The 22773-nt window shown below is 68.7% G+C and carries 18 protein-coding genes; 2 read left to right on the forward strand and 16 right to left on the reverse strand.

What is annotated here, in order from left to right:
• The first annotated feature begins 51 nt into the window (after window positions 1–51).
• Window positions 52–1926 carry a tetratricopeptide repeat-containing sulfotransferase family protein gene (locus RHOFW104R8_RS15340; RefSeq protein WP_068096254.1) on the forward strand — a complete coding sequence of 625 codons (1875 nt, stop codon included), beginning with the start codon at window positions 52–54 and terminating at the stop codon, window positions 1924–1926.
• 50 nt (window positions 1927–1976) lie between these two features.
• Here the strand turns inward: RHOFW104R8_RS15340 and RHOFW104R8_RS15345 are convergent, their stop codons facing one another.
• The 15 genes from RHOFW104R8_RS15345 to RHOFW104R8_RS15415 all read right to left on the reverse strand — a co-directional run bounded on the left by RHOFW104R8_RS15345 (window position 1977) and on the right by RHOFW104R8_RS15415 (window position 19711).
• A complete protein-coding gene (locus RHOFW104R8_RS15345; protein ID WP_068096256.1) occupies window positions 1977–4217 on the reverse strand; it encodes a carboxy terminal-processing peptidase in 2241 nt (746 codons plus the stop codon).
• Window positions 4218–4225: 8 nt separating this feature from the next.
• Window positions 4226–5236 (reverse strand): lipoyl synthase, encoded by a 1011-nt coding sequence (gene lipA, locus RHOFW104R8_RS15350; protein ID WP_068096258.1) that lies wholly within the window; start codon window positions 5234–5236, stop codon window positions 4226–4228.
• Between the two features lie 9 nt (window positions 5237–5245).
• On the reverse strand, window positions 5246–5902 hold the full coding sequence (lipB, locus tag RHOFW104R8_RS15355; RefSeq protein WP_153021749.1) for a lipoyl(octanoyl) transferase LipB: 657 nt from the start codon (window positions 5900–5902) through the stop codon (window positions 5246–5248).
• A gap of 142 nt (window positions 5903–6044) precedes the next feature.
• On the reverse strand, window positions 6045–6335 hold the full coding sequence (locus tag RHOFW104R8_RS15360; RefSeq protein ID WP_068096263.1) for a DUF493 family protein: 291 nt from the start codon (window positions 6333–6335) through the stop codon (window positions 6045–6047).
• Entirely contained in the window at window positions 6335–7588 is a 1254-nt protein-coding gene (locus RHOFW104R8_RS15365; protein WP_068096265.1) for a D-alanyl-D-alanine carboxypeptidase family protein, read from the reverse strand. The genes RHOFW104R8_RS15360 and RHOFW104R8_RS15365 overlap by 1 nt, the downstream gene beginning before the upstream one ends.
• A 74-nt stretch (window positions 7589–7662) precedes the next feature.
• A complete protein-coding gene (locus RHOFW104R8_RS15370) occupies window positions 7663–8583 on the reverse strand; it encodes a septal ring lytic transglycosylase RlpA family protein (RefSeq protein ID WP_068096268.1) in 921 nt (306 codons plus the stop codon).
• A complete protein-coding gene (mltB, locus tag RHOFW104R8_RS15375) occupies window positions 8580–9581 on the reverse strand; it encodes a lytic murein transglycosylase B (RefSeq protein WP_068096271.1) in 1002 nt (333 codons plus the stop codon). The genes RHOFW104R8_RS15370 and mltB overlap by 4 nt, the downstream gene beginning before the upstream one ends.
• A gap of 197 nt (window positions 9582–9778) precedes the next feature.
• The gene (locus RHOFW104R8_RS15380) at window positions 9779–11158 is read right to left on the reverse strand and encodes a cytochrome c (protein ID WP_082823661.1); all 1380 of its coding nucleotides are present in this window, start codon (window positions 11156–11158) and stop codon (window positions 9779–9781) included.
• Window positions 11155–12930, reverse strand: coding sequence for a GMC family oxidoreductase (locus RHOFW104R8_RS15385; protein ID WP_068096273.1), 1776 nt, complete (start codon window positions 12928–12930; stop codon window positions 11155–11157). The genes RHOFW104R8_RS15380 and RHOFW104R8_RS15385 overlap by 4 nt, the downstream gene beginning before the upstream one ends.
• Complete coding sequence (locus RHOFW104R8_RS15390) at window positions 12927–13634, reverse strand: gluconate 2-dehydrogenase subunit 3 family protein (protein ID WP_068096275.1); 708 nt, start codon at window positions 13632–13634, stop codon at window positions 12927–12929. Before RHOFW104R8_RS15390 ends, RHOFW104R8_RS15385 begins: the two co-directional genes overlap by 4 nt.
• Before the next feature lie 121 nt (window positions 13635–13755).
• Complete coding sequence (gene rodA / locus RHOFW104R8_RS15395; RefSeq protein ID WP_068096277.1) at window positions 13756–14871, reverse strand: rod shape-determining protein RodA; 1116 nt, start codon at window positions 14869–14871, stop codon at window positions 13756–13758.
• Complete coding sequence (mrdA, locus tag RHOFW104R8_RS15400; RefSeq protein ID WP_068096279.1) at window positions 14868–16874, reverse strand: penicillin-binding protein 2; 2007 nt, start codon at window positions 16872–16874, stop codon at window positions 14868–14870. Before mrdA ends, rodA begins: the two co-directional genes overlap by 4 nt.
• Window positions 16875–16890: 16 nt before the next feature.
• Window positions 16891–17376: a rod shape-determining protein MreD gene (mreD, locus tag RHOFW104R8_RS15405; RefSeq protein WP_068096281.1), complete on the reverse strand. Its 486-nt coding sequence runs from the start codon at window positions 17374–17376 to the stop codon at window positions 16891–16893.
• Window positions 17373–18332, reverse strand: a complete 960-nt coding sequence (gene mreC, locus RHOFW104R8_RS15410; RefSeq protein ID WP_068096283.1) for a rod shape-determining protein MreC — start codon at window positions 18330–18332, stop codon at window positions 17373–17375. Before mreC ends, mreD begins: the two co-directional genes overlap by 4 nt.
• Before the next feature lie 332 nt (window positions 18333–18664).
• On the reverse strand, window positions 18665–19711 hold the full coding sequence (locus RHOFW104R8_RS15415) for a rod shape-determining protein (protein ID WP_068096286.1): 1047 nt from the start codon (window positions 19709–19711) through the stop codon (window positions 18665–18667).
• Between the two features lie 276 nt (window positions 19712–19987).
• Between RHOFW104R8_RS15415 and RHOFW104R8_RS15420 the strand changes: the two genes are divergently transcribed.
• A complete protein-coding gene (locus tag RHOFW104R8_RS15420) occupies window positions 19988–20923 on the forward strand; it encodes a carbohydrate kinase family protein (RefSeq protein ID WP_068096287.1) in 936 nt (311 codons plus the stop codon).
• A gap of 52 nt (window positions 20924–20975) precedes the next feature.
• Here RHOFW104R8_RS15420 and glpK read toward each other — a convergent pair whose 3' ends face one another.
• Window positions 20976–22475 (reverse strand): glycerol kinase GlpK, encoded by a 1500-nt coding sequence (gene glpK / locus RHOFW104R8_RS15425; protein ID WP_153021747.1) that lies wholly within the window; start codon window positions 22473–22475, stop codon window positions 20976–20978.
• Window positions 22476–22773: the final 298 nt, after the last annotated feature.

Below are 22773 nucleotides of genomic sequence, written 5' to 3' on the forward strand. Positions count from 1 at the left end.
GCGAGTCTGCCGCGGCTATCCCGCCGCCGCGATTCAGGCCAGGATTCAGGGATGACAGACCACCCTTCGCCATCCTCCGCCGACCTCGTCGCCCGCATGCTCGCGGCGTACAACCAAGGCGACAACGCCACCGTGCTGGCCCTGGGCGAGCGGGTGGCCGACGCGGACGACGCCGACGAAACCGCCCTGCTCCTGCTGGGCGCCGCGCAACAGTCCTGCCTTCGCCTCGACGAGGCCCTCGCGACCTTTCGCCGGCTCACCCGGCGTCGCCCCGAGGTGCCCGAATACTGGAACAACCTCGCCGTGGTGGCCCGCCAGACGGGCGATCCGGCAACGGCCGAACATGCGCTGCGCCGGGCCGTGGCACTGGCACCGCAGGAGGCGCAGATCCATTACAACCTCGGGCTGCTGCATGCGCAGCAGCAACGCTGGCTGGCGGCACGGGAATCGCTGTTCGATGCGGTGGAGCTGATGCCGGGCTTCATCGAGGCACGGCTGCAGGCGGCGTACGCCTGCCACGTCTGCGGCGACAACCATGGCGAGGAGGCGATGCTGGCCGGCGCTGCCGACTGGCCGCCGCAACCTGCCGAGCAGGCGTTGCTGCTGGCGACGATGCTGTCGGCCCAGGGCAGCCAGGACGCCGCGTTCCAGGTGCTGGCCCGGGCGGTGCTGCCCGAGGGGCCGGACGCGCGGATCATGCCATGGCGCATCGCCGCGCTGCGCGCGGCCATGTACGAGCGAAGCAACCAGGTCGAGCGCGCCCGGGCCGAACTCGGGCAGCTGCCACTGGAGACGCTGGAGGCCCTTCCGCAGGAGTCGCCTGCCCTGCTTTCCGGCGCGCGGCAGGCCCACGCGGCGGTAGCCGCCCGCCTTGGCGAGCTGGATCGGGCGGCCAGCCTGTACCAGCGCATGCTCGTCTCGGCCGACCAGCCGGAATCGCGCGCGAACGCCGCGTTCGGCCTGGCCGGCATCAGGAGCAAGCAGGGGCGCCACTCGGAAGCCTGGCAGGCAGCGGAGGTGGCGCATGCGGCGCAGTGGGAAATCGCCACGGCTATCGTGCCGGAACTCGCCGCCGCGGGCAGCCAGCCGCTGTCGATGGCCAGCCACCGGGTAAGCCACCTCGAGTACGACCGCTGGCCTGCGCTGGCCGCTCCAGGCGGCAACGACAGCCCCGTCTTCGTGGTCGGCTTCCCCCGCTCGGGCACCACCCTGCTCGAACAGATGCTCGATGCCCACCCGGACTTCTGCTCGATGGACGAGCGCGACTTCGTCCATGAGCTGACCCGGCGCATGCAGCTTGCCGGGCAATCCTACCCGGAGGACCTTGCCCGGCTGACCCAGCAGGATAGCGACCAGCTGCGCGAGATCTACGCCGGGCTGGCCGGCAAGGCGATGCCCGCGCGCATGGGGCGGCGCCTGGTCGACAAGAACCCGCTGAACATGCTCTGCCTGCCGATGATCGCCCGGCTGTTTCCCGATGCCCGGATCATCCTGTGCCTGCGGCACCCCTGCGACGTGCTGCTGAGTTGCTACATGCTCCCGTTCCGCTCGCCGCCCTTCATGGTCCTGTGTTCGTCGCTGCAGCGCCTGGCCGAAGGCTACGTGCAGGCGTTCGAGCAGTGGTACCACCACCTGGAAGTGTTCGCTCCCCGCGTACTGGAATGGCGCTACGAATCGGTGGTGACCCGCTTCGACGACCACGTCGCGCGCCTCGGCCGGTTCCTCGAACTTGCCGATGCTTCGCCGATGGCCCGCTTCGCCGAACACGCGCGCGGCAAGGGCTTCATCAGCACGCCCAGCTATGCCCAGGTCACCCAGGGCATCAACTCCGCGGCGGTCAACCGCTGGCACGCCTACCGCGACCGCTTCGAGAGCGTGCTGCCGATACTGCGCCCGATGATGGAGCGTCTGGGCTACACCGCGTAAAAAAAGCAGCGCGGGTGCGCTGCTTTTTCATCTGCCCGTGCAAGCCGGACTCAATGCGTGGCCGGCGCCACCGCGGATGAGGCGGGCTTCGCCGCCGCGACGTCCGGGTAACCTCCGCCGTACGGCAGCACCTGGACGGCCAGTTTCGGGTCGGCCTTGATCATGCCGAGCGCGTCGTACAGGATGTGCGCGGTCTCGTTGAGCTGCACGTCCTTCGCCTTCTTCGCCTCCTTCTCCTGCTTCAGCTCGCTCTTCAGGCTGCGCTCGTTCGCGTTGAGGCCGTCGTCGAGGCTGCTAGCCTCGTCGGCGAGCGAGGCGTCGGTGCCGTCGATGGCCCTGTGACGCGTGCGGAAATCGGCCTGGATCGCCTCCATCTGCTTGCGCTCCACCTCGCGCGCCGCGAAGTTCAGCGAAGTCGAGGTCTTGGCGCGCATGGCGCGGTACTGCGCCAGCTCGTCCAGCATCAGCTTCCACGCCGGCGACTTCGCCGTGCGCTCGGCGTGCAGTTTCTGCAGCTGGGGCAGGTAGGCGTTGAGGTTGGCCACCACCTGGTAGTTGGCCGGTGCGATCTGGGTCCACTTCAGCGCGTTGTCGTAGGTCGACTCGCCGAAGTCCTTGTCGTCGCCATTCTTCGGGAACTCGATGTCCGGGGTGACGCCCTTCAGCTGGGTTGAGCCGCCGTTGATGCGGAAGAATTCCTGGATGGTCATCTTCAGCTCGCCCAGCTCGGGCTTCTCGCTGTCGCCCTGCGCGAAGCGGTCGAGGTCGACCAGGTTCTGCACGGTGCCCTTGCCGAAGGTCGGTTCGCCGATCACCAGGCCGCGGTGGTAGTCCTGGATCGCGGCGGAGAAGATTTCCGACGCCGACGCCGTGCCGCGGTTGACCAGCACCGCCAGCGGGCCGCTCCACGCCATGCCCGGCTGGTCGTCGCCCTGCACCTCGACGTCGCCGCGGGAGTCGCGCACCTGCACCACCGGACCCTTGTCGATGAACAGGCCGGTCAGCGAATTGGCCTCGGCCAGCGAGCCGCCGCCGTTGTTGCGCAGGTCCACCACCACGCCCTGCACGCCATCCTGCTTCAGCTCGCCGAGCAGCTTGGCGACGTCGCGGGTGGCACTCTTGTAGTTCTTGTCGCCGGCGCTGCGCGCGCCGAAGTCGGAGTAGAAGGCGGGCAGCTCGATCACGCCGATCTTGCGGCTGACGTCGCCATCCTTGATCTCGATGAGCTTCTTCTTCGCCGCCTGCTCCTCGATGCTGACCTTCTGGCGCACCAGGCTGACCATCTCGTGCTTGCCGTCCAGGCCGGTGTCGGCCGGCAGGACTTCCAGCCGCACGGTGGTGTCCTTCTTGCCGCGGATGAGGTTGACCACGTCGTCCAGGCGCCAGCCGATCACGTCGAGCATCGGGCCCTTGTCGCCCTGGCCCACGGCCACGATGCGGTCGCCGACCTTGACCTTGCCGGACTTGACGGCCGGGCCGCCCGGCACCAGTTCGCGGATCTGGGTGTAGTCGTCGCGCGCCTGCAGCACCGCGCCGATGCCTTCCAGCGACAGCTTCATCGAGATGTCGAAGTTCTCCGCCGCGCGCGGGCCGAGGTAGTCGGTGTGCGGGTCGGTGGTCTCGGCATAGGCGGTCATGAAGGTCTGGAACGCGTCCTGGCCGTCGAGCTGCCTGACCCGCTCGATGTAGCCGGCATAGCGCTTGTCCAGCGTCTTGCGGATATCCGCATCGTCCTTGCCCGCCAGTTTCAGGCGCAGCCAGTCGTTCTTGGTGCGCTTGCGCCACAGGTCGTCGAGTTCGGTCCGGTCCTTCGGCCAGTCGGCGTGCTCGCGGTCGAACGTGTAGCTCTCGTTGACGGAGAAGTCGAAGCCCTGCTTGAGCAGCTCGCGCGCATAGGTCATGCGTTCGACCGCGCGCTGCAGGTACAGGTTGAACACGGCGAACGGCGCGGACAGGTCCTGGTTCCAGATCGCGTCGTCGAGCTTGGTCTTCAGCGGCGCGAACTTCGCCATGTCGGCCTGGGTGAAGAACACCTTCTCGCTGTCGAGCAGCTTGAAGTAGGCCTTGTAGATGCGCGCCGACATCGCATCGTCGAGCGGCTGCGCGTCATAGTGGAAGCGGGTCAGGAAACGCGCCGACAGCTGCGCGGCCTGCGCCTCGCTGGCAGTGGGCGCAAGCGGCCAGGTGGCTGCCTTGCGGGCCTTGCCGGCGCCGAGATCGGCGGCCGACTGCGCAAGCGCGCAGGTCGCGGTGAAGGCAAGCAGCAGGACCAGCGCGGGACGAAATTTCATGGAGGCTCTCAGGCTGACTCGGTGACGCCGGCCGCGTGGGCCTGCAGGTCGGCGTGGTAGGACGAACGCACCAGCGGGCCGGAGGCGACGTGATGGAAACCCATCGCCTCGCCCTCCGCGCGCAGCGCGTCGAATTCTTCGGGAGTCCAGTAGCGCACCACCGGGTGGTGATGCGGCGTGGGCTGCAGGTACTGGCCGATGGTGATCATCTCGACGTCGTGGTCGCGCAGGTCGCGCATGGTCTCCAGTACCTGCTCCATCGTCTCGCCCAGGCCCAGCATGATGCCGGACTTGGTCGGCACCTCGGGATGCTGCACCTTGAAGCGCTTGAGCAGGTCCAGCGACCACTGGTAGTCGGCGCCCGGGCGCACTTCGCGGTACAGGTGCGGCACGGTTTCCAGGTTGTGGTTGAACACGTCCGGCGGGAAGTCCTTCAGCACGTCCAGCGCGCGCTCCATGCGGCCCTTGCCGCGGAAATCCGGGGTGAGGATCTCGATGCGGATGCTCGGGCTGGCGTGGCGCGTGGCGCGGATGCAGGCGGCGAAGTGCTCGGCGCCGCCGTCGCGCAGGTCGTCGCGGTCGACCGAAGTGATCACCACGTACTTCAGGCGCATGTCGCGGATCGTCTCGGCCAGCCGCGCCGGCTCCAGCGGATCGGGCGCCACCGGGCGGCCATGCGCCACGTCGCAGAACGAGCAGCGGCGGGTGCACACCTCGCCGAGGATCATGAAGGTGGCGGTGCCCTTGCTGAAGCACTCGTGGATGTTCGGGCAGGAGGCTTCCTCGCACACCGTCACCAGCGAATTCTCGCGCAGGCGTGCCTTCAGCTGCTGCACGGCGTTGCCCTGCGGCAGCCGCACGCGGATCCAGCTGGGCTTGCGCAGGGTCGGCACGCTGGTGTCGAAACCGGCGCGGTTCAGCGCGATCTTGTCGTTGCCCAGCTGCTTTTCCGCGGCGGGTGCGCCGGCGACGACGCTGATCGGGATGACCTTGGGGGAAGAGACGGTTGTTTCGCTCATGTAGACAGCTCAGACCGCCGCGCGGGCGGGGAGTTCGGGCAGGATGGGGGCGGCGGGCTCGGCGGCGAAGCCGAACTGGCGGCAGAACTCCTCCACCAGCACGTCCTCGACCGCGGCCAACTGCGACGGACCGCCCAAGTCTAGCAGCTGCGTGACCGCCAAACCCTTGTAACCGCAAGGATTGATGCGGTGGAACGGCTCCAGGTCCATGGCCACGTTGAAGGCCAGCCCGTGGAAGCTGCAGCCGCGGCGCACACGCAGGCCCAGCGCGGCGACCTTGGCGTCGGCCACGTAGACCCCGGGCGCGCCCTCGCGGCGCACCGCGACCACGTTCCAGTGCGCCAGCGTGTCGATCAGCGACTGCTCGATCCGGTGCACCAGCTCGCGCACGCCCACGCCGGCACGGCGCAGGTCGATCAGCGGGTAGCCGACGATCTGGCCCGGCCCGTGGTAGGTCACCTGGCCGCCGCGGTCGACCGGGATCACCGGGATGTCGCCCGGCGCCAGCACGTGCTCCATCTTGCCGGCCTGGCCGAGGGTGAACACCGGGTCGTGCTCCAGCAGCCACAGCTCGTCGGGCGTGTCCGTCGTGCGGTTGTCGGTGAACGCGCTCATCGCCTGCCAGGTCGCCGCGTACGGCTGGCGGCCCAGGCGGCGGATTTTCAGAGGCCGGGATTGGGGATTCGGGATTGGGGATTCGGGGGGCACGACTGACCTGCTACTTCGTGGTGTTCCTGAAACAAAATCGCGCGTTACACACTCGCCATGAGACTCGGGGTGCGGTTTTCCCGAATCCCGAATCCCGGCTTCACATCGTGTAGCGGATATCCGGGTCGGCGCGCAGCGCATGGTGCGCCGCCTCGTACTGTTCGCGGCTGTCGCAGCGGAAGCTCACCGTGACCGAGACGAAGTTGCCCGCGCCGGAGTGCCGGTGCCGCACGGTCTCGTGCAGTACGTGCAGGCCGGTGCGCTCCAGCAGTTGCGGCACGCGGGTCGGCAGGTTCGCGCTGGCGCTGCCGACCGCGGTGATCTCGAATTCGCCGGGAAACTGGAAGCCCTTGCCCTCCTGCTTCGCCTTGCTGAAGTCGACCGGCTGCATCACTTCGCGTCCGCGCTCTTGGCCGGTGCCTCGGCATCGGCCTTCTTGTCGCTGTGGAACCACAGCAGGATGCTGTCCCACAGGCGCGAGAAGAAGCCGCCCTGCGGCGCGTCGGCCAGCGCCACCAGCGGCACGTTCTGCACCGGCTGGCCGGCCAGCGTGATGCGCAGCGTGCCGACCTGCTGGCCCTTGGTGAACGGCGCGATCAGCGTGGCCGGGATGTCCATGGTGGCCTTGAGCTGGTCGTACTGGCCGCGCTTGACGGTGACCTGCACGGCGTCGGCGACGCCCAGCGGCAGCTGGTTCGTCGCGCCCTTCCACAGCCGCGGCGTGGCCAGCGGCTTGCCGGCGTCATACAGCTTGTGGGTCTCGTAGAAGCGGAAGCCGTAGTTGAGCAGGGCCATCGCCGAGTCGGCGCGCGCCTTCTCGCTGCTGGCGCCCATCACGATGGCGATCATGCGCGATTCGCCCTGCTTCGCCGAAGCGGCCAGGCAGTAGCCGGCGCCCGCGGTGTGGCCGGTCTTGATGCCGTCCACGCTGGGGTCGCGCCACAGCAGGGTGTTGCGGTTGTGCTGCTTGATGCCGTTCCACTCGAACTCCTTGATCGCGGAGATCGCGTAGTCCTCGGGGAAGTCGTGGACCAGCGCGCGCGACAGCAGCGCGATGTCGTGCGCGGTGGTGTAGTGGTTCGCGATCGGGTAGCCGGAGGCGTTCTCGAAGTTGGAGTTGGCCATGCCGAGCTGCTTGGCGTAGGCGTTCATCAGGCCGGCGAACGCCGGCTCGGAGCCGGCGGTGTGCTCGGCCAGCGCGATCGCCGCGTCGTTGCCGGACTGGATGATCATGCCGTACAGCAAATCCTTCAGCGGCACCTGGCTGTTGAGCTTGAGGAAGCTGGTGGAGCCGTCGGTGCCGGCGCCGCCGCCGCGCCAGGCGTTCTCGCTGATGGTCACCGGGTCGGTCATGTGGATCTTGCCGTTGGCGATCTCGGCCGAGACCACGTAGTCGGTCATCACCTTGGTGATCGAGGCCGGCTCCACGCGCAGGTCGGGCTCCTTGCTGGCGAGGATCTGCCCGGTGGCGTAGTCCATCAGCACCCAGCTCTTGCCGTCGACGTCCGGCGGCGGCGGCACCGGCGCCTCGGGCACCACCGGGCGCGGTACCGGCGACGGGCGCGGCTGCGTCTGGGCGACGGCGGCGCCGACCAGCAGCGTGATGGCGGCGAACGGGATCAGGGTGCGGCGGAAAAAATTCATCGTGTTGTTCAGTCCGGTTGCTGGGTGTCGGCGCGGCGGCGGCGACGCGATGGAAAAGATGTGGAAAAACCTGCTCAGTCTACCGCGACCTGGGGCCGCGGCAGGCCCATGCCTTCGATCCGGGCGCTGACCTGGTCGGCGCGGTCCACGCTGGCCAGCGGCCCGATCCGCACCCGGCGCACGTGCCGGCCGTTGACCATGGCCTCGTTCACCTGCACCTCGCCCAGGTCGGCCTGGCGCAGGCGCCGGGCCAGCCGCTCGGCATTCTCCGCGTCGGCGAACGCGCCCACCTGCAGGTAGATCCCCGGGTGTCCGCTTGTGACCACGACCGGCGGCGGCAGTTCCTGCAGCGGCTGCCCGGGATCGATCCCGCGCACCTCGACCAGGCCGGTGCCCTTGGGCCAGACGCCGATCTTCACCGCCGCCGCGTAGGACAGGTCGATCAGGCGGTTGTCGTGGAACGGCCCGCGATCGTTGACCCGCACGATCACGCTCTTGCCGTTTTCCAGGTTGGTCACGCGCGCGTAGCTTGGCAGCGGCAAGGTGGTGCTGGCCGCGCTGAACGCGTACATGTCGTAGTTTTCCAGGCTGGAGGTCTTGTAGCCGTGGAACTTGTTGCCGTAGAACGAGGCGATGCCCCGCTCGTCGTAGCCGCGCGCGCTGGGCAGCACGCGATAGGTCTGCCCGCGCACGGTATACGGCGACTTGTTGCCGTACAGCGAGCGCGGCTCGGCCTTCGGCACCGGCTCGACCAGCTTGCTGACGTCCAGCGGCGGCGGCACGCTGTCGGCGCTGTCGCGGTAGCGCCGTTCCTGGGGCTGGCTGAGGTCGTCGCGGAAGCCGCCCTCTCGCCGCTCGTCGGCGCCGCGCGCCGCGCCGCCGCGGCCGCCGCTGGCGCCGCTGGCGCCGTAGCCGGGCTTCCTCGTCTTCGCGCCGCCGCAGCCGGCGAGCAGCAACGCCGCCAGCAGTAGCGCCGCGATACCCGCCGCCCTCATCGTGCGGCGCCCGCCCGGTCTGCGCCGGCGGCGATCGCCTGCGCCAGCTGGTCGACCGCCATCGCGTACAGCGGGCTGCGGTTGTAGCGGGTAATCACGTAGAAATTGCGGAAGGTGAACCAGTACTCCGGCCCGTTCGGGCCTTCCAGCGTCTGCAGGCTGGCGGGCTCGCCCGGCGACAGCCGCTGCAGCGGCGCGTAACCCCACGCCTCCAGCTGCTCCAGCGGCCATTGCGGCGCGGCGTCCTTCACCGCGATCGGCTGCGCCGCCGCGTCCGGCTGCGCCCGCGACGCGACCGGGCCGCCGTCGACCCAGCCGTGCTTGGCGAAATAGTTGGCCACGCTGGCGAAGATGTCAGGCAGCGAGTTCTGCAGGTCGATGCGGCCGTCGTGGTCGGCGTCCACCGCGAAGTCGCGGATGCTGGTGGGCATGAACTGGCCCCAGCCCTGCGCGCCGGCGTAGGAGCCGGTGAGCGTGCCGACCGGGCCGGCCAGGTGGTTGTCCGGCAGGCTCAGCAGTTCCTTCAGCTGCTCGCGGAAGAACTTCGCCCGCGGCGGGTAGTACAGGCCCAGCGTGACCAGCGCGTCGAGCACCTTGTACTTGCCGGTATTGCGGCCGTAGCTGGTCTCCACGCCGACGATCGCCACGATGTATTGCGGCGCCACGCCGTACTGCTTGCCGATCTGCTCCAGCAGCGCGCGGTGCTCGCGATAGAACGCGATGCCGTCGCCGATGCGCTGGCTGGTGAGGAAGATCGGCCGGTAGTCCTTCCACGGCTTCGCCTCGGCCGGGCGGCTGATCGCGTCGAGGATGCCCTGCTGCATCTTCGCGCCGTCGAGCAGCGCGTTCAGCGCCTGCGGGTTCTTGCCGGTTTCCTTCGCCACTTCACGGACCAGCTGTTCCTGGCCGGGATGGGTTTCGGCAAAAACGGGAGAACCAAGAACACCGAGACAGAGAACTGCAAGCAGGCGAAACGGGCGCGAATGTATCAATCTCATGGTGGGAAATAGCCGCCTGCGCAGTCGGAATTCAACGCGACGAAGCCTACCATGCACACGCGGCGCGGGGCCGCGGGCCAAGGACCGTGCGCCCGGCAGTCAGGCCGCATGCACCATGTCTTCGCGGAAGGCGCCCGGCCGGGACCAGCCATGCCGCTCCCGGGGGCGCCGTGTCTCCGGCACCCCCGCGCTGGCACCTATCGGCTGCGCGGATCGTAGGCAGTCATGCCGGCCTTACCCGCCGTCACCTTCCCGCGCAGTTCCCGCACCTGCTCTGCGCCGACCGCGCCGCCGCGGTTGCCCCAGCTGGACCGCACGAAACCGAGCAGATCGGCCACCTGCCGGTCGCTCAGCCGCGCATCGAAGGGCGGCATGCTGAACTGCATCGGTGCCCCCGGGCCGGAGGGCATGGTCCCGCCCTGAAGCACCAGCCGGATCAGCGACCCCGGATCCCGACCATTCACCATGGGATTGCCTGCCAGTGCGGGATAGACCTGGCCGTAGCCTTGCCCGTCGGTGCGATGGCAGGTGGCGCAGTTGTCGACATAAAGCTGCGCGCCGGTGGCGGCGACATCTCCATCGCGCAATGCCTTGTGCGTGGCCAGGTCGTAGCTCACTGCCGCCTCCTGACGCAGCGGCGCCAGCGATTTCAGGTAGTGCGCGATCGCCGTGAGGTCATCGTCGTTGAGATACTGCGTGCTGTGCTGGATCACGTCGGCCATGCCGCCGAAGACGGCACCGCGCTCGCTGCGCCCGGTCTTGAGCAACGCCACCAGCTCGGCCTCGCTGACGCTGCCCAGGCCGCTCGCCAGCTCCCCGCGCAGGCTGGGCACGACCCACTGGTCGCTGCTGCCGCCGCTGAGATAGATCTTGCCGTCATGATCGCTCAGCGCCTTTTCTTGCAGGGTCAGCGCCCGCGGCGTGTGGCAGGCGCCGCAGTGTCCCAAGCCCTCGACCAGATAGGCGCCGCGTGCCAGCACCGGATCCTGTGGCGGTGCCGCGCCGGCAGGCGGCACGCCGGGGGCGAACAGCCAGCGCCAGTAGGCCAGCGGCCAGCGCAGCGACAGCGGCCACGGGATGTCCGCACTCCGGTCGGCCTGCTGCACCGGCGCCACACCGTGCATGAAATAGGCATACAGGGCCTGCACGTCCTGATCGCTGACCCTGGCGTACGACGGATAGGGCATCGCCGGATACAGCGTGTGGCCGTCGCGGGAGATGCCGCGGCGCAACGCACGCTCGAACTCGCCGTAGCTGTAGTCGCCGATGCCGGTGCGTGGATCGGGCGTGATGTTGCTGCTGTAGATGGTGCCGATGGGCGAGGCCAGCGGCAATCCTCCCGCGAACGGCTTGCCACCCGGCGCGGTATGGCAGGCGAAGCAGTCACCCGCGCGCGCTAGGTATTCGCCCTGCTTGACCTGTGCGTCGGAGGGCGTCCCGGGAAGCGTCGCCGCCGCGTCGCCGCCGCCGCGGAAAAGCAGGGTTGCCAGCCACGCCAACAGCACCAGCGCGATCAGCACAAAAAGGGCGCCAAGCAGACTGCGTCCGCGCCGGGAACGCTTGGCTCCGGTACTCATGTCTGCACCATCGGGCCAGGGTTCTTGAGGTAGGTGTCGCGGATTGCCCTGGCCGACCAGTAGGTGAGGCCGCCGATCAGACCCGTGGGGTTGTAGCCGAGGTTCTGCGGGAACGCGGACGCGCCGGTGACGAACACATTGTGCACGTCCCAGCTCTGCTGGAACCGGTTGAGCGCACTGGTGTCGGGGCTGGTACCCATGATCACGCCGCCGGTGGTGTGGGTGGTCTGGTACTGGCGGATGTCGTAGTGGTCGCCCGGCTTGCGAATGGTCAGCGAATGCTGGCGCGGCTTCATCTGCTCGACGATTGCCAGCGCGCGATCGGTGACGAAGCGCGTCATCTTGTACTCGTTGTCGTGCCAGTCGAAGGTGATGCGCAACAGCGGTTGGCCGAACGCGTCCTTGTAGGTGGGATCCAGGTCGAGGTAGCGGTCGCGGTAGGCCATCACCGAACCGTGGGTGCCGACGAAGGTGGTGTGCAGATAGCTGTCCTTCGCTGCGCGTTTCCACGCCGCACCCCAGGCCGGCGTGCCGGGCGGCACGGCCAGTTGCTGGATGGGCCGGCCGCCGGTCTGGCCGCCGATGATGTAACCGCCGCCGATGAAGCCGTGGGGACCGTGATCGAAATGGTCGGAATTGAAATCGTCGACGATCTGCGAGCCGCCGGCGCCCGCGCCGATGAACGGGTTGATGGCCGTGTCCTTGTCGAAGAACAGGCCGATGCTGCTCATCATCTGGTACGCGTAGTTCTTGCCGATCACGCCCGTGCCGGTGGCCGGGTCGTAGGGCTTGCCGATGCCCGACAACAGCATCAGGCGCACGTTGTGCATCTGGAACGCGGCCACGATCACCAAGGCCGCTGGCTGCTCCACCTGCTGGCCCTGGGCATCGATGTAGGTGACTCCGGTGGCTCGCTTGCCGGTGGAGTCCAGGTTGATCCGCGTGACATGGCTGCCGGTGCGCAGGGAGAAATTCTTGCGTCGCATCAGCACGGGCAGGATGGTGGTCTGCGGCGACGCCTTGGAATACATGAAGCAGCCGAAGCGCTCGCAATAACCGCACAGGTTGCATGGCCCCAGCCGCACGCCGTAGGGATTGGTGTAGGGCCGGGATGCGTTCGATGCCGGCTGCGGAAACGGCTTGTGGCCGAGGGCCTTCGCGGCATCCGCGAACAACCTGGCGCTGTGGGTATCGGCAACCGGCGGGTTGGGATAGCCGCGTTTGCGCACGCCCTCGAAGGGGTTGCCTCCGTCCATCAGCTTGCCGTCGAGGTTGCCCGCGCGGCCGGAGGTGCCGCAGACATACTCGAACTGGTCGAGAAACGGTTCAAGCTCGTCGTAGCTGACCCCGTAGTCCTGGATCTGCATGTCCGCCGGCATGAACTTCTCGCCGTAGCGTTTGGCGATGTGACTGCGGAATTCCAGGTCCTCCGGCGAGGGGCGGTAGTGCTGGCCGTTCCAGTGCGTGCCGGCGCCACCGACATTGGTGCCGAGCAGGAACGAGCCGTACTGGCGATAGGGTACGGCCGCCTCGCCGACCGCGTGCCGCACCGTCACGGTCTCGCGCGCCAGCGACTGGAACAGCTTGCCGCGGATGCCGTAGGCCAGTTCGTCGGCAATGTTCGGATAGACCCAGTCGGGCGACGTGTCCTGGTAGCTGCCGCGCTCCAGCGCCAGCACATCCAGGCCGGTCTCGGTCAGCTCCATGCCCATGATCGCACCGGTCCAGCCGAAACCCACGATCACCGCGTCGACGGGCTTCATCCGCGTCATGGCTTGTCTCCGCGGATGGACACGGGGCCGAACGGATAGGCCTTGCCCGGCTGCTCGATCCAGTCGGCGTAGTCCGCCCGCGCACCGGGGAAGCCGATCATCTTCCAGCCGCCCATGTTCTTGTTGCCGCCGTACATCGGGTCGGCGAAATAGCCTTCCTTGGTGTTCTGCAGCAGTTGGCCGAAGAAGGCAGTCGCGGGCAACTGCTCCAGTGCGACCGTCCCTTTCTCCAGCTGATGAAGGACGTCATCGCGCGCCTCGGGCTCCAGTGCGGCGAAAGGTTTGTCGTGCTGCTTCCGGCACCAGCCGTCGACGGCGGCGATGCCGGTGCGGTACAGCTCGCGCGGCGTGAAACGCAACTGGTAGCCAAGCGTCGGCGGGGTGTCCGGCACGAACGGACCCTGCATGTACCACAGGCCACCGTGGCCGTAGGCGGCCTCCATCTCGCGGTCGATGAACTCAGGCACACCCGACTCCAGCGCGCCGGGCCCGTCGTCGCCGGCGGGAATCAGGCGATCCACCGCTGCCTTGAGGAACGCCCATTCCGGCTCGGTGAAATAGCGGGGGGCGTAGCTGGCGCCCTCGGTGGTTGCACCCTGCGCCTGGGCAAGCGTGACAGGTCCCAGCAGGCCCACGGCAGGCAGGGTGGCCAGAGAGTGTCGAAGGAAGTCGCGACGCGATGGCGAATCGGGATTGCTCGACATGGAACTCCCCCTTCCGGATGCGATGGTTGCGCCAACAGGCTGACCCCAAGGCCGCAACGTAACCGCTCAAAGGAAAAGGCTGCGTGAAGCGCAGGGGCGTGAAGGTCCCACTCCCGCCGAATCAGATGTGCATCTTGCGGTTGGCGTGGATCGACATCAGCACGCCGAAGCCGGTCAGCAGCGACACCGCCGAGGTGCCGCCGTAGCTGATCAGCGGCATCGGCACGCCGACCACCGGCAGCATGCCGGCGACCATGCCGCCGTTGACGAACACGTAGACGAAGAAGCTCATGCCGATCGCGCCGGCGAGCAGGCGCGAATAGGTGTCGCGCGCCTCCATCGCGATCCACAGGCAGCGGCCGATGATGAACGCGTACAGCGCGACCAGCGCGGCCACCCCGACCAGGCCGAACTCCTCGGAGAACACCGCGAAGATGAAGTCGGTGGTGTGTTCGGGCAGGAAGTCCAGCCGCGACTGCGTGCTGTGCTGCCAGCCCTTGCCGAAGGCGCCGCCGGAGCCCACCGCGATCTGCGACTGGATGATGTGCCAGCCGTTGCCGAGCGGGTCGGACTCGGGGTTGAGCAGGGTCAGCACGCGGTCGCGCTGGTACTGGTGCAGGAAGTGCCAGCCGACCGGGATCATCCCGGCCACCGCGCCGACCAGCAGGCCGATGCGCCACCACGCCATGCCGGACAGGAACAGCGCGAACGCGCCGGCCGCGGTCACCAGCACCGCGGTGCCCAGGTCCGGCTGCTCGGCGATCAGCCCTGCCGGAATCGCGATCAGCAGGCCGACCATCACGATGTCCTTCCAGCCCGGCGGCAGCTGCCGCGGGTGCAGGTACCAGGCCACCATCATCGGCATGGTCAGCTTGAGCAGTTCGGACGGCTGGAAGCGCATGATGCCGAGGTCCAGCCAGCGGATCGAGCCGCGGCCCTCGCCCAGGATCGCCACCACCACCAGCAGCGCGGTGCTGCCGGCGTACAGCCACGGCGTCCAGCTGCGCAGCACCGGCGGAGGGATGCGCGACACCACCAGCAGCAGCGCGCCGCCCAGCACGAAACGGGCGGCCTGGCCGCCGACCAGCGCCAGATTGCCGTCGCCGGCGCTGTACAGCGTGACCAGGCCGATCGAGGCCAGCAGGAACAGGCTGAACGCCAGCGGCAGGTCGATCCGCGGCCGGGTCAGGATGCGGCGCAGGAAGCGGCGCGCACGTGCGTACAGCGCCTCGATCATGGCGTGCCTCCCGTGGTGGTGGCCTGTGCCGGCAGGTCCTCGACCGGCTCGTTGTCTTCCACACCGGCATCGGGCGGGGCATTCGCGGCCGGCGCGGCGATCGGCGCCAGCGGCGCCGCCGTCACCGGCAAGCGCTCCGCGCCGGGAATCACGCCGTCGTGCGCGGCCAGCCAGCTATCGAGGATCGTGCGCACGATCGGCCCGGCCGCCTCCGCCCCCCAGGCACCGGATTCGAGAATCGCCGCCACCGCGATCTGCGGATTGTCGGCCGGCGCGTAGGCGACGAACCAGGCGCGGTGGCGGCTGGCGAGGTAGGCCGTGCTGCGGTTGGTGTCGTAGGCTTCGGAAGTGCGCGAGAAGCGCTCGGCGGTGCCGCTCTTGCCGGCCATCAGGTACGGGAAGCCGACGCCGAGCCGGCGCCCGGTGCCCCTGGCGCCGTAGATCACCCGCTGCATGCCCTGGTTCACCACGTGCCAGTCGGCCGGCTTGCGGATCACCGAGGGACCGCTGGGCGGGTTGGCCAGCGGTTGCGGCGGCGCGCTGACGCCGTCCTGGGTCGCCATTGCCAGGCGCGGCGCGTACGGCACGCCGTGGCCGGCGAAGGTGGCGATGGCGTGGCCCAGCTGCAACGGCGTGACCGCCCAGAAACCCTGGCCGATGCCGGCGATCACCGTCTCGCCGGGGTACCACGGCTGGCGGAAGTTGGCCGCCTTCCACTCGCGCGAAGGAAGCACGCCGGAGGATTCGCCGATCAGGTCGATCCCGGTGGGTCGGCCGAAGCCGAACTTGCCCATGTACTCGCTGAACCGGTCGATGCCCATGTCCAGCGCGAGCTTGTAGAAATAGGTGTTCACCGACTGCTCGATCGCGCCGACCAGGTCGACCCGCCCCACGCCGCCGCGCTGGTCGTCGCGGTAGCCGCGCTGCTGGCCCGGAATGTAGAACACGCCGGTGGAGACCACGGTGTCCTGCGGCGTGCGCATGCCGGTCTCCAGCCCGGCCAGGCCGACCAGCGGCTTCACCGTGGAGCCCGGCGGATACACGCCGCGCAACGCGCGGTTGTACAGCGGCTTGTCCGGGTCGCCGGTCAGCGCGCTGTAGTCGGCCTGGCTGATGCCGTTGACGAACAGGTTGGGGTCGAACGTGGGCACGCTGACCATCGCCAGTACCTGGCCGTTGCGCGGGTCGATCGCCACCGCCGCGCCGGGACGCCCGGCAAAGGCCGATTCGGCGGCCTTCTGCAGGCGCACGTCGATGCTCAGGTAGAGGTTCCTGCCCGGCGTCGGCGCATGCGTTTCCAGCACGCGCTGGGTGCGCCCGTCGGCGTTCACCTCCAGCAGCTCGTAGCCCGGGGTACCGTGCAGCACGTTCTCGTAGGAGCGCTCGATGCCGCTGCGGCCGACGTGGCTGGTGCCCTTGTAGCGCACCGGGTCGAGCCGGTCCAGGTCCTCGGAGTCGATTCGCCCGACGTAGCCCACCACGTGCGCGAACAGCCCGCCCAGCGGATAGCGCCGGGTCAGGTAGGGCACCACGTCCACGCCGGGGAAGCGCCAGCGGTTCACCGCGAAACGGTCGATCTCGTCCTCGGTCAGGCGCATCTTCAGCGGCACGTTCTCGAAGCGCCGGCTCTGCCGGAGCTGCTTGCGGAACGCGTCCAGGTCGTCCGGGTCCAGCGGCACCACCTTGCCCAGCTCGGCCAGCATCGCCGGCATGTTCTTGATCTGCTCGGGCACCACTTCCAGCCGGAACGCCGGCACGTTGTCGGCCAGCAGCACGCCGTTGCGGTCGTAGATAAGCCCGCGCGCCGGCGGAATCGCGCGCGGCTTGACCCGGTTGGCCTGCGAGCGGGTGACGAACTCGTCGTGATGCATCACCTGCAGGAACACGAAGCGGCTCAGCAGCAGGCACAGGCACAGCACGATCAGCACGAAGCCGGCCAGCGCGCGGCGCCGGAACAGCAGACTTTCGCCGCGGGGATCCTTGATCGAGCGCCGGGGCTTCATGTCACTGGTTCATGTCTCATTGGATCCGCAGCCGCGCGCGCAGGTCGTCGAGCAGCAGGAACAGGAATGGCCACAGCGCGGCGCCGACGAACGGCGAGATCCACCAGCTCGCCGGCGGCAGCGAGGCGCCGGCGAGCACGCGCACGATCAGCAGCAGGATGCGGTCGTTCAGCAGCAGCGCCAGCACCGCCAGCGCCTGCTGCCACATCGGGAAAAAACGCAGCCGCGAGCGGAAGCGCAGCGCGATGAACACCAGCGCGGTGAGGCGCAGCGCCTGCTCGCCGAGCACCACGCCGTTGAGCAGGTCTGTGGCCAGGCCCACCATGAAGGCCAGCCCCAGGGTGACGCGGTCCTCCGACTCCAGCGACCAGTACAACAGGAGCAGCGCCGGCCAGTACGGCTTGAACGGCTCCAGCGCCCCGGGCAGCGGCACCAGCATCGACAGCAGGGCGAACACCAGCGTGCCGGCGAACCACCACAGGCTCAGCCGCTGCCGGTTCATCGCCGCACCCCGCTGGCCGCCGACGGGGCGGAGGCGGAGGCGGAGGCGGAGGCGGCGGGCGCCAGATCACGCGGCGGCCCCATCGGCGTCACCGGCGCGGGCGGCCCGTCCGGCTCGGCCTGGTCGTGCAGCAGAAGCACGTCCTCGCTGCGGTCGAGATCCGCCGACGGCCGCGCCATCGCCACCAGGAACATGCCGCTCGCCGACGGCGCCACCGAACGCACCTCGCCGACCGGAAAGCCCGGCGGGAAACGCCCGCCGAGACCGGAGGTGAGCAGCTTGTCGCCAACGCGCACGTCGGCGGCCTGCGGAATGTTCGGCAGGCTGAGCTGGGCGCCGTCGCGCGAGCCGTAGGCCACCGTGCGCAGGCCGGTGCGCTCGATCACCACCGGGATCGCATGCGACGGGTCGGTGATCAGCATCACCATCGAGGTGGTCGGCAGCACCTCCTTCACCTGGCCCATCACGCCACGCGCATCGATCACCGGCTGGCCCGGCCTGACCCCGTCGCGGGCGCCCATGTTCAGGGTGAGCGCATAGCGGTAGGCGCCCAGGTCCACGCCGATCACCCGCGCCAGCTGCACGTTCAGCTTCAGGCTGTGCTGGGTGTCGAGCAGTTCCTTCAGGCGCTGGTTCTGCTCGGCCACCGCGGCCATCCGGTTCAATTTGGCATTGGCCAGCAGCAGGTCTTCGCGCAGGCGCTGGTTCTGCTCGGTCAGCCGCTGGCGATCGGCAAAGGTCACGCTCACCGCGCGGATCCCGGCCGCCGGCAATCCGGCCAGCCGGTACACCGGCTCGACCACGGCCGCCGTGGCGTAGCGCAGGCGCCACAGCCAGCCGTTGCGATGGTCGAGCACCATCAGCACCACGGCCAGCGCGAGGTAGACGATCAGCCGCAGCGTGCCCGCGGCGTTGCCGGCGAACAGCGGCGAGGACTCGTCGCGCGTGCGCGCCATGGCTAGAACCTGCTCATGGTCTTCGAGCGCCCCGCGCCGGGAGCTGTTTGCGCGCAGGCCAAGGAAGAACGAGGGCACGCGGGCAGGCGCCATGGATGGCGCCGGCTTTGAGGAGCGAGGAGTGGACGTCCTTCCACGACCGAGTGATGACGCCGGCATGCGCGCAAACAGACCCGGCCCCGGAATTTATAGGTGCTTGGGTTGCCATCGAGTGGCCGCCATGCGGCAGCGCGCGGCTTGGCCTGGCAGCCAGTCAGACCTGCGCCACGCCCTACCACCTGGCGGCCACTCAATGGCAACGCGGGGCGCTCGAAGGCCATGAGCAGGCTCTGTTATTCGGGCGCGAAGAAGTCGCTGCCGTGCTGGTCGATCAGCTCCAGCGCCTTGCCGCCACCGCGCGCCACGCAGGTCAGCGGGTCGTCCGCCACCTGCACGTGCAGGCCGGTCTCCTCGGAGATCAGCCGGTCGAGGTCGCGCAGCAGCGCGCCGCCGCCGGTCAGCACGATGCCGCGCTCGGCAACGTCGGAGCACAGTTCCGGCGGGGTCTGCTCCAGCGCCGACTTCACCGCCGCCACGATGCCGGCCAGCGGCTCGTGCAGCGCCTCGAGGATCTCGTTGGAGTTGATCGTGAACATGCGCGGCACGCCCTCGGCCAGGTTGCGGCCGGAGATCTCGATCTCCTTGACCTCGCCCTGCGGGAACGCGCAGCCGATCTGCAGCTTGATCCGCTCGGCGGTGGATTCGCCGATCAGGGTGCCGTGGTTGCGCCGCACGTAGTTGATGATCGCCTCGTCGAAGCGGTCGCCGCCCACACGCACCGACTGCGAGTAGACGATGCCGTTGAGCGAGATCACCGCCACCTCGGAGGTGCCGCCGCCGATGTCCAGCACCATCGCGCCGCGCGCCTCGTGCACCGGGATGCCGGCGCCGATCGCCGCGGCCATCGGCTCCTCGATCAGGAACACGTCGCGTGCGCCGGCGCCTTCGGCCGATTCCTTGATCGCGCGCCGCTCCACCTGGGTGGAGCCGCACGGCACGCAGACCAGCACGCGCGGGCTCGGCCGCAGCAGGCGCGACTTGTGCACCTGCTTGATGAAGTGCTGCAGCATCGCCTCGGTCATGGTGAAGTCGGCGATCACGCCGTCCTTCATCGGCCGCACGGTGGCGATGTTGCCCGGGGTACGGCCCAGCATGCGCTTGGCCTCGCCGCCGACCGCCGCGATCGTGCGCGGGCCGCCTGGGCCGCGGTCCTGGCGGATCGCCACCACCGAGGGTTCGTTCAGCACGATGCCCTGTCCACGCACGTAGATCAGCGTGTTGGCGGTGCCGAGGTCGATGGAGATGTCGTTGGAAAAGATCCCGCGAAACTTCTTGAACATGGGTCCGCCGTGGCTCGGCTTGGCTAAAAAGTAAGCTGGCCAGTCTAGTCAGCGTGGCAGGCATGCGCAAGGACAATAACGTTAAGAAACCCTTCCACAACACGACCATAAGCACACTTTCTGCGTGGCGGAATGAACTCGACGCGATCGCAAAAATTCGCCAATACGGGCGGATGACGGTACGATTCGAGTCTTTGGCCGGAACCGGCCGCTTCGGCATCCGGCCGAGCGCGGCATCCGCGACCTTTCCACCTTTGCCCGGGGCTCCCGCTCATCATGTCTGCCGTCATCTGCGGATCGCTGGCCTACGACACCATCATGGTGTTCCAGGACCAGTTCAAGAACCACATCCTGCCCGACCAGATGCACATCCTGAACGTGTCGTTTCTGGTGCCGCGGATGCGCCGCGAGTTCGGCGGCTGCGCCGGCAATATCGCCTACAACCTCAAGCTGCTCGGCGGCGACCCGCTGCCGGTAGCCGCGGTGGGCCAGGACTTCGCGCCGTACCGCGCGCACATGGAGCAGTGCGGCATCCGGCTCGACGGCGTTCGCGTGTTCGACGACCAGTTCACCCCGCAGTGCTTCATCACCACCGACCTGGACAACAACCAGATCACCGCCTTCCATCCCGGCGCGATGTCCAGCGCGCAGGAAAACCACGTGCGCGACATCCCCGGGATCGACTTCGCGATCGTCGCCCCGGACGGCCGTGAGGCGATGCTGCAGCATGTTGAGGAGTTCGCCGCACGCGGCGTGCCGTTCGTGTTCGACCCCGGCCAGGCGATGCCGCTGTTCAGCGGCGACGAATTCCGCGCAATGATCGCCAAGTCGACCTACGTGATCGTCAACGATTACGAATCGCAGCTGCTGCAGGCGCGCACCGGCTGGAGCGCCGCCGAGATCGCCGAACGGGTGACCGCCTACATCGTGACCCAGGGCCCGCGGGGCTCGGTCATCCACGTGGGCGGCGACAGCCACCTCATTCCGCCGGCGCGCGAACGCCGGGTGGTGGATCCGACCGGCTGTGGCGACGCGTACCGCGCCGGCCTGATCTTCGGCATCATGCGCGGCAAGGACTGGCCGACGGTAGGCCGGATGGCCTCGCTGATGGGCGCGTTGAAGGTGGAACATCCGGGCACCCAGAACCAGCGCTTCGACTACGCCGAGTTCGCCGCGGCATTCCTCGACCAGTTCGGTTACGCGCTGGACTGACCCGCCTCGACGCTGCGGCGACGGGGCCCGCCACGCGCGGGCCTCGTGCGTTTCAGCCGACGCGAAAGCCGATGGTGGCGCTCACCGCATCGCGCCAGCCGCGGTACAGGCGTTCGCGGACCGATTCGTCCATTGCCGGTTCGAAGCGTCGATCCACCTGCCACAACGCCGCGATCTGCTCGCGGCTTTCCCAGAAGCCCACAGCCAAGCCGGCCAGGTAGGCGGCGCCCAGCGCGGTGGTCTCGGCAATTTTCGGCCGCAGCACCGGCACGCCCAGCATGTCGCTCTGGAACTGCGCCATGAAGTCGTTCGCGATCGCGCCGCCGTCCCCGCGCAATTCCTTCAGCGGGATGCCGGCGTCGGCCTCCATCGCGGCCAGCACGTCGCGCGACTGGTAGGCCATCGACTCCAGCGCCGCACGCACCACGTGCTCCTTGCGGGTGCCGCGCGACAGCCCGAACATCGCGCCGCGCACGTCGCTGCGCCAGTACGGGGCGCCCAGCCCGACGAAGGCCGGCACCAGGTACACGCCGTCGCTGGAATCCACGCTCTCGGCGCAGGCCTGCGACTCGCTGGCGCAGGTCAGCATGTGGAGGCCGTCACGCAGCCATTGCATCACCGAACCGGCCACGAAGATGCTGCCTTCCAGCGCGTACTCGGCGACGCCGTCCAGCTCCCAGGCGATCGTGGTCAGCAGGCCGTGCCGCGAAGGCACCGCCTGCGTCCCTGTGTTCATCAGCATGAAACAGCCGGTGCCGTAGGTGTTCTTGGCCATGCCGGGCGTGAAGCAGGCCTGGCCGAACAGCGCCGCCTGCTGGTCGCCGGCCACGCCGCTGATCGGCACGCCGGCCGGCAGGCCGGGCATGGCTGCGGTGAGCCCGTAGACCTCGCTGCACGGACGCACCTGCGGCAACAGGCTGCGCGGGATGTCCAGCATGCGCAGCAGCTCGTCGTCCCAGCGCCGCGCGTGGATGTCGAACAGCAGCGTGCGCGCGGCATTGCTGGCATCGGTGACGTGCAGCCTGCCGCCACTGAGATTCCAGATCAGCCAGCTGTCGATCGTGCCGAACAGCAGGTCGCCACGCTCCGCGCGGGCACGGGCGCCATCGACGTGATCGAGGATCCAGCGGATCTTGCTGCCGGAAAAATACGCATCGATCAGCAGCCCGGTCTTCTCGCGCACCAGCGGCGCATAGCCGTCCGCCTCCAGCCGTTCGCACACCGCCAGGCTCTGCCGCGACTGCCACACGATCGCGTTGTAGACCGGCTGACCGGTGCGGCGATCCCACACCACGGTGGTCTCGCGCTGGTTGGCGATGCCGATGCCGGCCAACTCGCCGGTGTCGACCCGAGCCGAGGCCAGTACCTCGGCCACCGTCGCCAACACGCTGGCCAGGATCTCCCGCGGGTCCTGCTCCACCCAGCCCGGCTGCGGGAAGATCTGGCGGAACTCGTGTTGCGCCATGCCGGCCACCGTGCCGGCCCGATCGAACAACATCGCGCGCGAACTGGTCGTGCCCTGATCTATCGCCAACATGTAGCGTCGCGCCACGGCCACCTTTTCCCATGAACCCTTTGGCGAAGAGTAGCAACTGGCCGATGCGTCGAGCGATGGCCTGCAGCTTCCCCTGGCGCTCAGCGTGCCGTGACGTGCCAGCCGGCGGGAGCTCGTCGGCATTGTGCCGGGTCGCGCCCCACGCCTGCGATTGCCACAGCGGCGGCGGCCAACCCCGCCAAAGACGAAGGCCTCCCCGGGGGGGGCGTCGGGCCTTCGAAGGATAAAGCCCCTGGCGGTGACCTGTTGCGGGTCGCGACCTGCGGTCGCCACAGCAACCGCGCCCAAAGAAAAA

The organism is Rhodanobacter sp. FW104-R8, from assembly GCF_001617365.1.
Classification (GTDB): domain Bacteria; phylum Pseudomonadota; class Gammaproteobacteria; order Xanthomonadales; family Rhodanobacteraceae; genus Rhodanobacter.